A 12,521-nucleotide genomic window follows, 5' to 3' on the forward strand; every position below is an offset into this window, starting at 1 on the left:
CTTAGACGTAGCCGTCCACGATCGCTGCAGCGATTTCCTTGTAGGCCCGGCGGGTCCCGCCCGAGATCTTGTCCAACGAAATGCGGTCGCCATCTGCCACGCCGCGGTCGTGAGGCACTGTAATGAGCTGCCGGCAGAAGCCGGCGAGGTGCTCTTCGATGGCACGCTTGTTGACACGGCTGGACACTTGGTCCTTGTCCGTGACCACCACAATGGCGTTCCGTGCCAGGTCCTCGTACCCGTGGTCGGCCAGCCATTGAAGCGTATTGCGGGCACGTTTGGCGCCGCTCACTGCATAGCCGGACGCGATGACCAGGTTGGTTGCTTCGGGGAGAACGCCGGCCATGGCCGGGTGGGACACGCCCGTGCCGCAATCGGTGAGTGTTACCGAATAGTACTGGGAAACCAACTGCTTGATCTGGAGGTACTCAGCGGCCGTCAGGGCATCGGACAACGCCGGATCCTGCTCGCCTGCCACCAGGTGCAGTCGGTTGGCATGGTGCATGTAGTCGGTCAGCATGGTCAGGGACGTGATCTGGTCGATGTCCCGGACGATGTCCGTAATGGTGCGCGGCTTGACCTTTTGGTAGAGCATTTCTCCAAGTGCCCGCTCGGCCAGGTCACCGCTGTCAGGGTTTGCATCGATCGCGCACGGGTGGTCACCACGGTACTCGGCAAGGATCATGCCCACGCCCACCGTGGTGGATGTCTTGCCGATGCCACCCTTGAGGCTGAGGATCGCTGTGTTGAAGCTGCCGGAGAGCGGACGGGCGATCCGCCGTTCCAGCTCGGCCTCGTCCTGGTCCTTGGCGCTGGGGCCGAGGTTCACGAAACCACCCGTAGCCGAATACAGCACGCCCCTGAAGCCTGTGGTGGGGCGTGGCCTGTCCGGCCTCACGAATTGGGTTTCGAGGTGCGCGGAGCCGTAGCTTGCGTTTGCCTGGGCGGGGCCTGGGTTTGCCGGAACAGCGCTTGGGCTTGCCGGGCCGGCGTCGGCTGATTCCGCGGTGGGCTGGGTCGATTCTGCAGCGGGGGAGTCCACGGCGCCCGGGAATCCTGCCACCGCCTCCGCGCGACCATCCGGATGCACGTGGAACCGGCCTTCCTGCCCCTTGGCATGGTCGATCGCATCCGCCAAAACCGGTGCTCCGGACGACTTGGCATAGTCCGCGAGTACCGCAATTGCAGCCGAGTAGGGATCAATCCCCTCGGGCGGAGAAATGGCTTCTCCGCCTACAGTTACCCTGCCGTCGGCAAACACTTCGACGCGTGTGGCCCCCAGTTCCATCGCTGTACCCTTCGATATTCCGCTATGCATCTTGGTGACGCTCCAACCAGTGATACTAGCCGGGGTAGGCAGGGCGGGTCATGTCACGTGTCCAGCGCAGATACATTCAGCTTGCTATTTGGAACCGGTCAACGACGCATTCATGGTGGTAAGCCTGTTGTTCTCATCAAACGCAATGGTGGCCCGACCGTCGTCGAACGTTACTTCCACAGTGCCTGGAGACGGTTCCGTGACTGGCGTCTGCAGGCGGAATCGGGCGTAGCTTTCGACGGCGCGGCGGTGGTCCTCGATCATGCCGCCGGTCACAGCCTCCATGAGACGCATCTGAAAGGTAAGGGCGGAGGGCGGCCCCAATTCCAAGTGGCCATTGTTGTAGGCGACCACGGCCATGGAGCCCCCGCCGATGTCGGACGTGAAGTGGTTGGCTTTGCCCGTGATCATCTTCACTGCCGTGGCGATTTTGAAGGCCACCAGGGTTGCTCCGGCCTTTTCAGCGCTGAGCCTGACTTCCTCATCCACGTAGGAGGGAACGATGGCAGTGAAGGGAATCTCACCGTTGGTCAGTTCCTCAATGCCGTAATGCCGGCCCAGAGGGCGGCTCACAAGACTAGTGCCGCCCAGTGGTCCTCGCCATCAAGGCCTGGAGGTCTTCGGCGACTTTGGCTACCTCGCGCTGACGTGACGTGCGGACAGGCTTTGATCCGTGCGTTGCCTGCCGGGCCGGCCGGTTGGTGGCACGGGTCTGGTGGTGGATTTGAGGATCACGAACAGGTGCGTCAACGGTGACGGTGCCCTGCAGGGGATCGTGGAAGAGAGGGAAGTTCATAGTCTCCGATCCTGACAGAAGAGCCACGATGCCGATATGGACAGGTGCATACGGTAGCCGGGGGCTCCTGTGCAGATGTCCATCGATCGCCCTAAGTTCGGGCCGGCGGCGCCGAGCCTAGCCCCACAGCGCTTTCTTCAGCAGCGCCCTTAGCTGCGCGTTCTCATCCTCGCTAAGCGCCGCGAGTTGGGTTTGCTCGCACACTTCCAGCGCTGCCCGCGCCTTGTTGTGGATCCGTCGGCCCTCGGTTGTGGAGACGATGATCTTGGCTCGGCGGTCCTGCTTGCCTTGGGCTCGCTTCACCAGTCCGCGGTGTTCGAGGTCGTCAACAAGGCTGACCACTTGGCTGGGATCGAGGCTGAGGAAATCAGCGAGCTCACGTTGGGTGGGTTCCAACCCGCTGCACGCGAGTGTCAGCACGGAGAAAGACCGCTCCCGGAGGCCGTAATCAGCCAGGGCCTTGTTGTTCAGGAGTGAGCCTGTGGCATGCAGTTTGGCCAGCAACAGACCCACATCACTGCCGATTTTTGCTGTGGCCAGGCGCGGGGTTTCCACTTCGGTGCTTTGCGGGCCCATGACAACTCCAATAGTAATGAAAAACAATCGTTGACTTTTTCAATGATCCGTATTCTCATTGATCATGACAAGGATCTCACGACGCAGTGGGATCGGCCTCACCGGCTCCAGCCGGTTAATGCATGCGAAGGAGCACGCCATGAGCTTGAACGGCAAGGTTGCAATCGTCACTGGAAGTGGACAGGGTCTTGGACTCGCTTACGCGAGGGAGCTCGCCCGCCAAGGTGCCGCCGTCGTGATCAACGACGTGAACGCTGAGACCGCCGCACAGGCTGTTGCACTGATTGAGGCCGGCGGCGGCCGGGCCACCGCCGTGGTGGTTCCGGTGGGGAGCACGGATGCTGCGAAGGCTTTGGTGGCCGGCGCTGTTGCCGCGTTTGGCCGCTTGGACATTCTGGTGACGAACGCCGGGATCCTGCGGGACAAGAGCCTGCTGAAGATGACAGATGAGGACTTCGACCTGGTCATCAACGTGCACTTGAAGGGCACGTTCACCTGTGTTCGTGAGGCGTTTGCGTACTTCAAGGAGAACAACGTCGCGGGCCGGATCATCACCATTGGTTCGCCGACCGGCCAGCGCGGCAACTTCGGGCAGACAAACTACGCTGCAGCAAAGGCCGGGATTGTGGGCATGGTTCGGACATGGGCGCTGGAAATGAAAAAGGCTGGCGTGACCGTCAACTCCGTGATCCCGGTGGCCGCTACGGCCATGACCAAGACTGTTCCTTACTTCCAGAAAGCTGTTGAGGCGGAGGAACAGGGTGAGGCGATGCCGTCCTTCTTCCGTCACGACCTCGGTTTTGGAACGGCCGACGACGTCGCCGGGCTGATCGCGTTCCTTGCCTCAGATGCGGCTGGCGGGATCACCGGCCAGGCGATCGGTGCCGGCGGTGACCGGCTGCAGGTTTGGACGCACCCGACGGCGGCGAGCACCGAATACCGTGAGGGCGGCTGGAGCTACGAGGCACTGAAGGAAAGCGCCGGATCACTGTTTGGTGCGGATGCTTTGCAAAGCTTCGGTGAGGACTTCCTGCCGCTTCCCGAGGACCTGCAGCCCGAACCGGCTAGGCCTGAAGCGGCTAAGCCGGAAGCAGCCCAGGCACGCTGATCATGGCCGACCCCTACGAACTGGGCATCGATGCTTCCGCGCTCGATGCGATCGATATGCACGTCCACCTCGAAGTGGACAGCTGTGGTCATGGCTCACTCCCTGAGGCACTGACCGAGGCTTCGGCAAAGTATTTCAAAGCCGACGATCGGACGCCGTCGCTGGACCGGATCGCCGAGGTGTACCGCGAGCTGAACATGGCCGCCGTCGTCTTCACTGTTGACGCCCGGACCCAGCTCAAGCATGAACCGAACAGCATTCCGGAACTGATTGCCGGGGCTGCGCGGAACAACGATGTGCTGATCCCGTTCGGCAGTGTGGATCCCCGCACGGGCGAGGAAGCGATCGCCGGGGCGAAGCACCAGGCCGTGGAGCTCGGTGCCCGTGGGTTCAAGTTCCACCCGTCGCTGCAGGGTTTCGACCCCTCCAACGAGACGTTCTATCCACTGTGGGAAACCCTCCAGGAACTGGGACTTCCGTGTATCTTCCACACAGGCCAGAACGGTATGGGTGCCGGTCTTCCGGGCGGATATGGGATCAAGCTGGCTTACTCAAACCCGTTGTTACTGGACGCCGTGGCCGCTGACTTCCCTGGGCTGCAGATCATCATGGCGCACCCTTCTGTACCGTGGCAGGACGAAGCGAACTCCATCGCGACGCACAAATCCAACGTCTTCATTGACCTGTCCGGATGGTCGCCCAAGTACTTCCCGGAGTCGCTGGTTCGTCTATCCAATTCGGTGCTGCAGGACAAAGTGCTGTTCGGAACGGACTTCCCGCTGATCACGCCGCAGAAGTGGCTGGGTGCGTTCGCTGACCTGCCACTGAAGGACGAAGTGCGGCCCAAGATCCTCAAGGACAACGCCGTCCGGCTACTCGGGCTGGGTGGTTGAAGTGACCACCACGGCGAGCGCGGCGGCCAGCGTGGATCAGCGACTGTACTCCGTAGCGGACTGGTACGACGCCGAAGCGCTGCTGACCACCGGGGAACGCCAAGTTCTTGGCCGGCTCCGGAACTTCCTTGACACCCAGGCGAAACCCTTGCTGGCCGAGTACTGGGAGCGTGGCGAGCTCCCGGAACAACTCGCTCAACCATTGATCGGCCTTGACCTGATGGAACCGGCTGATCTCACTGTCGAGGCACCCGCAAGGGGGATTTACCACGGCTTCCGGATCTTCGAACTCGCCCGTACGGACGCGTCGTTGGCCACGTGGTACACAGCGCAGGCAGGGCTGTTCCGGACCGCGATCCGGGTGGGGGCTTCCGAGGAGCAGCAAAAGGAGTGGATGCCCAAGGTCATCGATTTCTCGCTCAAGGGCGTCTTCTCACTGACTGAACCCGAGCACGGCTCGGACATCGCCGGCGGACTGTCCACCACCGCTCGCTTTGAAAAAGATTCCGACGGCGGCACTTGGGTTTTGGATGGCGCGAAGCGGTGGATCGGGGGTGCTTCCACAGCGGACGTGTTGTGTGTGTTCGCTCGGGAGGTCGCCGATGGCCAGGTCAAGGCGTTCCTCGTGGACCGAACTGCTGCCGGTGTCAGTCTGGAGAAAATCCAGGGGAAGACCTCGCTGCGGATGATGCAGAACGCCCACATCACGTTGAACAATGTCCGGGTTCCCGAGGCCATGCGCCTGCATAACGTGGATTCCTTCAAGGACGTCGCCGCGATGCTGCGTGCGATGCGCTCGGACGTTGCATGGATCGCCACCGGCATCCAAGCAGGCGCGTTCGAGGCTGCATTGGCGTACGTCAAAGAACGCCAGCAGTTCGGCCGCTCGCTGGGTTCCTTCCAGTTGGTGCAGGAAAAGCTGGCACGGATGCTGGGAAACATCACCGCGTCACTCTCCCTGGTGGTCCGGCTCACCGAACAGCAGGGCTGGGGGATCTATAGGGACCAGGATTCGGCCCTGGCCAAGATGCAGACCAGTCTGATGATGCGCGAAACCGTCGCCCTTGCCCGCGAAGTGGTAGGCGGTAACGGCATCACTCTCGCCGCCGACGTCGCGCGTTTCCATGCCGATGCGGAAGCCGTCTATTCCTACGAAGGCACCCACGAGATCAACGCCCTCATCATCGGCCGCGCCCTCACAGGCGAGAGCGCTTTCACCCGCTAAACACCTGCTTTTCAGTCAACAACTACCAGGAGGCAAAGATGCCCAATCTCGTCGTCGATTTCGACACCCTGCTCACCATGTCCGGCAAGGACCTTGGCACCACGGATTACCGTGAGATCACCCAGCAACAGATCAACCTGTTCGCCGATGCCACGGATGACCAGCAGTGGATCCACACCGATCCTGAACGCGCCAAGGATGGCCCCTTTGGAGCCCCTATCGCACATGGCTTCCTCACCCTGTCCCTCATCATCCCGTTCTGGGGCGAGCTGTTCGACGTCGAAGGCGTGACCACCAAGGTCAACTACGGCCTGGACAAAGTCCGCTTCACCTCCCCGGTGAAAGTCGGCTCCAAAGTCCGCATGAAGGGCTCCATCGCCGAAGTCACTGAAGTCAAAGGCGGCGCCCAGATCAAGGTCAACGCCACCATCGAAATTGAAGGCCAGGAACGGCCAGCCGTCGTCGCCGAGTTCCTCGCCCGTTTCTACAAGTAGGAACCGTTTCTACAAGTAAGAATCATTCCCTTCCCTCCTCTCCCAAGGAACAGCCATGTCAGGACACACTGCGCTCGCACCGTCGAGCACGGCCGCAAAGCGCAAAGAGGCGCGCACGGTTATCATGTCCAGCTATCTGGGCAGCACCATAGAGTTCTACGACTTCCTGCTGTACGCAACGGCTGCAGCGGTTGCCTTCCCCAAGGTGTTTTTCGCCGGTACTGATGAGTGTGGGCGTAGTGGCCGCGTATGCCACGTTCGCTGCCGGCTATGTTGCCCGCCCTTTGGGTGGCATCATCTTCGGGCACTTCGGCGACAGAATCGGCCGCAAGGGCATGCTCATCATCTCCATGGCGATGATGGGTATTGCCTCCACGTTGATCGGCCTGATTCCTGGAGCCAGCGTCATCGGTCCTTGGGGTGCCGTGATTCTGGTGGTCCTGCGCGTCTGCCAGGGAATCGCCGTCGGCGGTGAATGGGGTGGGGCCGCACTCATGGCTTTGGAGCATTCGGATCCCAAGCGGCGCGGTTTCGCGGCGTCGTTCGTGAACGCCGGTGCCCCGACAGGCGCAGTTCTCGGCACCCTGGTCATGGGCATCTTCTCGGCCCTTCCTCAGGACGCGTTCTTGGCCTGGGGTTGGCGTGTGCCGTTCCTGTTGTCCTTCGTGCTCTTGATCGTGGGCATGTTCGTCAGGCTGCGGGTTTCCGAGAGCCCCATCTTCGCCGAAGCCGTCGCCAAGGAAAGCGCACAAGGTACCAAGCGCAAGATCCCGCTGCTGGAAGTGCTGAAGCGTCCCAAGGCGCTCATCATGATCATGTTTGCCGGTGCCGCCGGATTCGGCCTGCAGGTGGTGCTGCCCACGTTCTCAGTGACCTATGCAGTATCAAAGGGTGCACCCCAGCAAGGCGTGCTCTATGCCTTTGCAGGCGCCTCGGCCATCTCCATCCTGTTCGTCCTGCTGGGTGGCAGGCTCTCTGATCGCTTCGGACGCCGTCCCGTCATGGTCACCGGCCTGGCATTGTTCATCCTTTACCTGTTCCCGATGTTCGGGATGCTCAGCTCCGGCAGCGTCGCCTTGGTCTTCCTGGCCTTCACGGTGGCGCTGATCCTGCATTCTTCCCTTTACGGACCGCTGGCAGCGTTCGTTTCCGAGCAGTTCGGCACCACTAACCGCTATACCGGTGCTGCCGTCGGTTACCAGTTGGCGACGCTGATCGGTGCTGGTTTCACCCCGGGAATCGTTGCCGGACTCTACAAGGACGCCGGCCAGAGCATCGTCCCGGTGGTGGTGTTCCTGTCCGTCATGTCGCTGGTATCGATTGTCTTCATCCTGCTGACGCGGGAGTCTAAGAACAACGACCTCTCTACGGTCAGTTAGGAGTACGGCACCATGGACAACAACGGAGTTGGATCCTGGCTGCACCGGCGCCGGATCAAGTCCGGGACCAAAACGGCTGTCATTTCCGGTGGGAAGACTTTGAGCTACGCGGACCTTGCAGACAGGACCGACCGGTTGGCCCACGCCCTCAAGGACAGGGGAGTGGCCAAGGGCGACAGAGTGGCTTACCTCGGCGAGAATCACCCATCTTTTGTGGAGACGTTCATCGCCTGCGGACTGCTGGGCGCGATCTTCGTCCCGCTCAACACCCGGTTGGCGGCCCCTGAGCTGCAGTTTCAACTGCAGGACTCAGGCGCGCGGCTCATGGTCAGTTCAGCATCTTTGGAGGTTGTCGCCGCCGCATCCTCCCTCGACACAGAGGTAACCCACCGTCTTGTGGTCGCGTCCGACGACGTTACTGAGGCGTCCGCTTTCAAGCTGCCATCCGGCGTCGAGCACTATGGCGAGGTGCTTGACGCCGCATCTGCGGCGCCGCTGGATGAAGCCGTAACGCTGGACGACGCCGCCATGATTCTCTACACCTCAGGCACCACCGGCAAGCCCAAGGGGGCGCTCCTTACGCACGGCAACATCACCTGGAACTGCATCAACACGGTGGTGGACATGGACCTGAACCGCAACGATGTGGCGCTCATGATTTCGCCGCTGTTCCACGTAGCGTCCCTGGACATGGGCCTGCTTCCGATGCTGCTCAAGGGCGCAACGGTGGTGCTTGAATCCAAGTTCGACGCCGGCCGCGTACTGGAACTGGTGGTGCAGCACAAGGTCACCACGCTCAACGGCGTCCCAACCACGTTCCAGATGCTCTGTGACCATCCCGGGTGGTCGACGGCGGACCTCACTTCACTGGACAAGCTCACCTGCGGCGGCTCCGCGGTTCCGCAGAGGGTGCTGGACGCGTACGAGCAGCGCGGCATCGGATTCACCAGCTGCTACGGCATGACTGAAACCGCGCCCGGGGCCACCATGTTGCCGGTCTCCGCATCCAAGGAGAAGGCTGGGTCTGCCGGGCTTCCACACTTCTTTACGGACGTGCGGATAGCCGATCCACTGGGCGGCGTTGCCGGCCTCGGTGAGGTGGGCGAGATCCAAATCTCCGGACCCAACGTGATCAAGGAGTACTGGAACCGGCCAGAAGCCACGGGTGAAAGCTATTGCGATTCATCGTGGTTCCGCTCCGGCGACATGGGCTACCAGGATGACGAAGGTTTCCTGTTCGTCTCGGACCGCATGAAAGACATGATCATTTCCGGTGGCGAGAACATTTACCCGGCCGAGGTGGAGGCTGCCATTGCGGAGCTGCCCGCTGTGGGGAGCGTAGCCGTGATCGGAGTTGATGACGAGAAATGGGGAGAAGTGCCCCGGGCGATCGTCACTTTGCGGGAAGGCGAATTATTGACCGAGGAGCAACTGCGCTCGCATCTTGAGGGCCGGCTGGCGCGGTACAAGATTCCCAAGTCGGTGGTTTTCGTCGAGGAGATGCCGCGAACCGCCAGCGGGAAAATCCGGAAGACGGACCTTCGACAGCAATACGCCCGGTGAGGACCATTCCGGAGCCGCCCGCCTTGACGTTCCCGGGACGAAATATTCCGTTACCAAGCTAAATCCGGGTTAATTTCCTCCATCGAACTGCCTAATTCGCTGTTGGGGCATTACGATAAGCACGACTCACTCTGAGTAAGACGCTTCGTCACAACTCACACCTAACCCGGGGGATATACAAATGAGCACTTACCCGCAACAACCGCAACAGACCCAACAGTACGGCGCACAGACCGGCGAGCCGCCGCTGTGGGCCCCTTACTACGGTGCCCCGATTGGCGCCGCTGTAAAGCGTTTCTTCAAGAAGTACGCCGACTTCTCCGGCCGTGCGAGCCGTAGCGAATACTGGTGGTGGACCTTGGTTTCCGCCATCGTAACCACCATCCTCAACACCCTCGCAACAGTCGTCGGCTCAGCAGGAGCAACCGTCAGCGATTCCGGCGTTGTCACTCTCGGCGGCGGAGCCATTGCGTTCTACGTCATCCTCGGCATCTGGGGCCTGGCAACACTCGTCCCGTCCCTCGCGCTGCTGGTTCGCCGCCTGCATGATGGCAACTTCACTGGCTGGCTTGCCCTGCTTGTCCTGGTGCCGTTCCTTGGCGTCCTCGCAGTATTCGTCCTCTCGCTCCTGCCGTCCAACCCGGCCGGTCAGCGTTTCGACAAGCCCGCGGCTGCCTAGTCCTTCACGCATCAAAAAAGGGGTGGCACTTCCAGTGCCGCCCCTTTTGCGTGCCATCTCCGGGCCCGCGCCACGCGGTGTGAAATGCTGTGAGTGACGCGGACCGACCCCAATGACGAGGAGTGCCATGTCCAACCCTCCACAGATGAGGACCATCAAGCGGTGCGCCGTGGTGGGTGGCGGCATCATCGGTGTTGCGGTGGCGAGGGAACTTGCCAACAAACTAGGCGACGCCCAGGTCACCGTCTACGAAAAGGAAGACCGGCTCGCCGCACACCAAACCGGGCACAACTCGGGCGTGGTCCACGCAGGCCTCTATTACGAACCCGGCGGGCTGAAAGCAAAGCTGTGCCGCAGGGGAGTGGAACTGCTGCAGGAATTCTGCGCCATGAAGAACCTGCCCTACGAAGCATGCGGGAAGCTGGTCATCGCCCAAACACCCGGGGAATCTGATCGCTTGGACAACATCTTCGCCCGCGCCACAGCCAACGGCGTTCCCGGCGCACGGATGCTGCATGGCGAGCAGATACGCGAGGTGGAGCCGAACGCCGTCGGGCTTTCCGCTTTGCACTCGCCGGAAACGGCGATCGTTGACTACACGGCCATCACCAACGCGCTCGCCGAGGACGTCCGCAGCTCGGGCGGGACCATCCGCCTGGGGCAGGAGGTGATAGCGCTCGAGCAACAGGGCAGCGGCGTGGTGGTCACCACCAAGGACGGCGGCGAACATTATGACCTCGTCGTGGCCTGCGCAGGTCTCCAGTCGGATCGCTTGGCCGAGGCGGCCGGCGAGGCGGCAACGCCACGGATCGTACCGTTCTTCGGGCAGTATTTCCTCTTGGGCAAGGAAGCGCGGGATCAAGTGCGCGGCCTTATTTACCCGGTACCCGATCCCAAGCATCCGTTCCTGGGAGTGCACCTCACAAAACGCATCGACGGTGAAATGATGCTGGGCCCCAATGCGTTTATCTCCTTTGGCCGAGAGTCCTATACGTGGAGCGAAATTAATGTCCGCGACGTCCTGAATTACACGCTCTTTCCGGGATTCTGGAACTTTGCCCGGCAAAATGTGCCCTCAGCTGTTCGTGAATTCCAGACCGTGGTGAGCAAGAAAAAGTTCATACGGGAGGCCATGCGATTTGTACCCTCACTTGAGGGTGCCACCATTCTTCCCGGCACCCGCGGCGTCCGCGCGCAGGCCATGAACGGCGACGGTTCGTTGCTGGACGACTTTGTGATTGCACGACGACGGGACACAGTCTTGGTGCGCAACGCACCGTCCCCGGGGGCTACTTCGTCCATGGCCATAGCGGAGTACATCGTGGAGCAGGCTTTGCAGAGCAGCTAGTTTTTCGAAGCCGACAAGATGATAAGCAGCACCAAAGCGTTGTTGACGGAGTGCAGAAATACGGGTGCCCAGAGGTTTTGGTGGAATTTTTTTAGAAGTGCCAAGGCGACGCCGAGCATAAAGAGGTAAACGAAGGTCAACAGGACCAGGTGGACAGCGGCAAAGATTGCCGCTGACACTGTCACGGCCGCAAAGGGCCTGCAACGTTGCGTCAACCCGCTGAGGAAAGCTCCTCGGAAAAGGACTTCTTCCCAAAGGGGAGTCAACACAGCAACCATGAGGACGGTCAGGCCAATCAACGGTGCCGGAAGTGCGGCAACCCGGCTGAGCGCACCGTTGGAGGAATTGGCCGCAGCGCCATCCATCCCCAAGAGGCTGAGACCCGCCAGGAAGAGCCCCTGGGCGCTAGCGGAAACCAAGATGGCTGCAGGAATCTGCCAGAGTAAGTGCAGCATGCGGGCGTCAAAGCGTCGGAATCCGAGCATGCTCAAAGTGAGCTGGTTTCTCCGAACCAAATGTACGTATGTTGCAAGGAGAGCGGCTGCTGTTGCCCCGCCGAGGAGGGCTGAAACAGCGATTTCTGCAGTGAAATGAACCAGGCCGGACAATCCCGCTGCAAGCACGGCCAAACAAACTGCGGCAACGTACACAGCAATCCACATCAGGGCCCACGAGGCTTGTTTCAGTGATATTGCCGGCGGTGGTTGGGAAATCGCTCCAACATGGTTCACAGTGTCAGTTGGCAACAGCATCCCCCGAGTGTCCATCATGCGAGCCTAGCCGAGTAGTTAACAAGCTCGTGACCAACCGGAAACCGCCCCCAAACTCTGCCTGGTTAACGTTGGCGCATGATCGGATCCCTGGCCGCGTTTGCCATCTCAGTCGCTTCTACCCTTGCGGCCTGGATCGAGGCAGCCTACATCGTGGATTGCCCGCTCGACGAGGACGATGCCGGCAATGAATCGGGGCGCGATCTGGCGTGGCTCCCGGCCCTCAGCGGGGTCACAGTGGCCAGCGCGCAGGCCATCCAAGCGAACGCCGCGAGGGCGGTCACAGGGTCCTAGAAGCTGCATGGAAAGCTGCAGAATGTCGCGTTGGGCACACCATTCGTTTATCGCGTGTAACATGCCCTAAACTGCTTC

General features: G+C 61.2%; 13 protein-coding genes and 1 pseudogene. 9 read left to right on the forward strand and 5 right to left on the reverse strand.

Going from position 1 to position 12,521, the window contains the following annotated elements:
* Position 1: 1 nt before the first annotated feature.
* The 4 genes from ACZ881_RS21640 to ACZ881_RS21655 form a co-directional block, all read right to left on the reverse strand.
* Complete coding sequence (locus ACZ881_RS21640) at positions 2-1,288, reverse strand: MinD/ParA family ATP-binding protein (RefSeq protein WP_476117933.1); 1,287 nt, start codon at positions 1,286-1,288, stop codon at positions 2-4.
* Positions 1,289-1,402: 114 nt separating this feature from the next.
* On the reverse strand, positions 1,403-1,891 hold the full coding sequence (locus tag ACZ881_RS21645; RefSeq protein WP_476117934.1) for a hypothetical protein: 489 nt from the start codon (positions 1,889-1,891) through the stop codon (positions 1,403-1,405).
* A 4-nt stretch (positions 1,892-1,895) separates the two neighbouring features.
* Positions 1,896-2,114, reverse strand: coding sequence for a hypothetical protein (locus ACZ881_RS21650; RefSeq protein WP_476117935.1), 219 nt, complete (start codon positions 2,112-2,114; stop codon positions 1,896-1,898).
* Positions 2,115-2,231: 117 nt separating this feature from the next.
* Positions 2,232-2,690: a MarR family winged helix-turn-helix transcriptional regulator gene (locus ACZ881_RS21655; RefSeq protein ID WP_476117936.1), complete on the reverse strand. Its 459-nt coding sequence runs from the start codon at positions 2,688-2,690 to the stop codon at positions 2,232-2,234.
* 139 nt (positions 2,691-2,829) lie between these two features.
* On the opposite strand from ACZ881_RS21655, the gene ACZ881_RS21660 reads away from it, so the two are divergent.
* The 8 genes and pseudogenes from ACZ881_RS21660 to lhgO all read left to right on the forward strand — a co-directional run bounded on the left by ACZ881_RS21660 (position 2,830) and on the right by lhgO (position 11,379).
* Positions 2,830-3,798 carry an SDR family NAD(P)-dependent oxidoreductase gene (locus ACZ881_RS21660; protein ID WP_476117937.1) on the forward strand — a complete coding sequence of 323 codons (969 nt, stop codon included), beginning with the start codon at positions 2,830-2,832 and terminating at the stop codon, positions 3,796-3,798.
* Between the two features lie 2 nt (positions 3,799-3,800).
* Positions 3,801-4,691: an amidohydrolase family protein gene (locus ACZ881_RS21665; RefSeq protein WP_476117938.1), complete on the forward strand. Its 891-nt coding sequence runs from the start codon at positions 3,801-3,803 to the stop codon at positions 4,689-4,691.
* A 1-nt stretch (position 4,692) separates the two neighbouring features.
* Positions 4,693-5,916, forward strand: coding sequence for an acyl-CoA dehydrogenase family protein (locus ACZ881_RS21670; RefSeq protein WP_476117939.1), 1,224 nt, complete (start codon positions 4,693-4,695; stop codon positions 5,914-5,916).
* A gap of 38 nt (positions 5,917-5,954) precedes the next feature.
* On the forward strand, positions 5,955-6,410 hold the full coding sequence (locus tag ACZ881_RS21675) for a MaoC family dehydratase (RefSeq protein ID WP_091465649.1): 456 nt from the start codon (positions 5,955-5,957) through the stop codon (positions 6,408-6,410).
* A gap of 55 nt (positions 6,411-6,465) precedes the next feature.
* Positions 6,466-7,789 (forward strand): annotated as a pseudogene (locus ACZ881_RS21680) (MFS transporter).
* 12 nt (positions 7,790-7,801) lie between these two features.
* Positions 7,802-9,352 (forward strand): o-succinylbenzoate--CoA ligase, encoded by a 1,551-nt coding sequence (menE, locus tag ACZ881_RS21685; protein WP_476117940.1) that lies wholly within the window; start codon positions 7,802-7,804, stop codon positions 9,350-9,352.
* A 181-nt stretch (positions 9,353-9,533) separates the two neighbouring features.
* Complete coding sequence (locus ACZ881_RS21690; protein ID WP_420180275.1) at positions 9,534-10,031, forward strand: DUF805 domain-containing protein; 498 nt, start codon at positions 9,534-9,536, stop codon at positions 10,029-10,031.
* Positions 10,032-10,158: 127 nt separating this feature from the next.
* Positions 10,159-11,379, forward strand: a complete 1,221-nt coding sequence (gene lhgO / locus ACZ881_RS21695; protein ID WP_476117941.1) for an L-2-hydroxyglutarate oxidase — start codon at positions 10,159-10,161, stop codon at positions 11,377-11,379.
* On the opposite strand, the gene ACZ881_RS21700 is transcribed toward lhgO, so the two are convergent.
* Positions 11,376-12,131: a lysostaphin resistance A-like protein gene (locus tag ACZ881_RS21700; protein WP_476117942.1), complete on the reverse strand. Its 756-nt coding sequence runs from the start codon at positions 12,129-12,131 to the stop codon at positions 11,376-11,378. The two genes, lhgO and ACZ881_RS21700, sit on opposite strands and share 4 nt — an antisense overlap.
* A gap of 96 nt (positions 12,132-12,227) precedes the next feature.
* Between ACZ881_RS21700 and ACZ881_RS21705 the strand changes: the two genes are divergently transcribed.
* Positions 12,228-12,443, forward strand: a complete 216-nt coding sequence (locus ACZ881_RS21705) for a hypothetical protein (protein ID WP_476117943.1) — start codon at positions 12,228-12,230, stop codon at positions 12,441-12,443.
* The last annotated feature ends 78 nt before the right edge of the window (positions 12,444-12,521 follow it).

Source organism: Paenarthrobacter sp. TE3676, assembly GCF_056279165.1.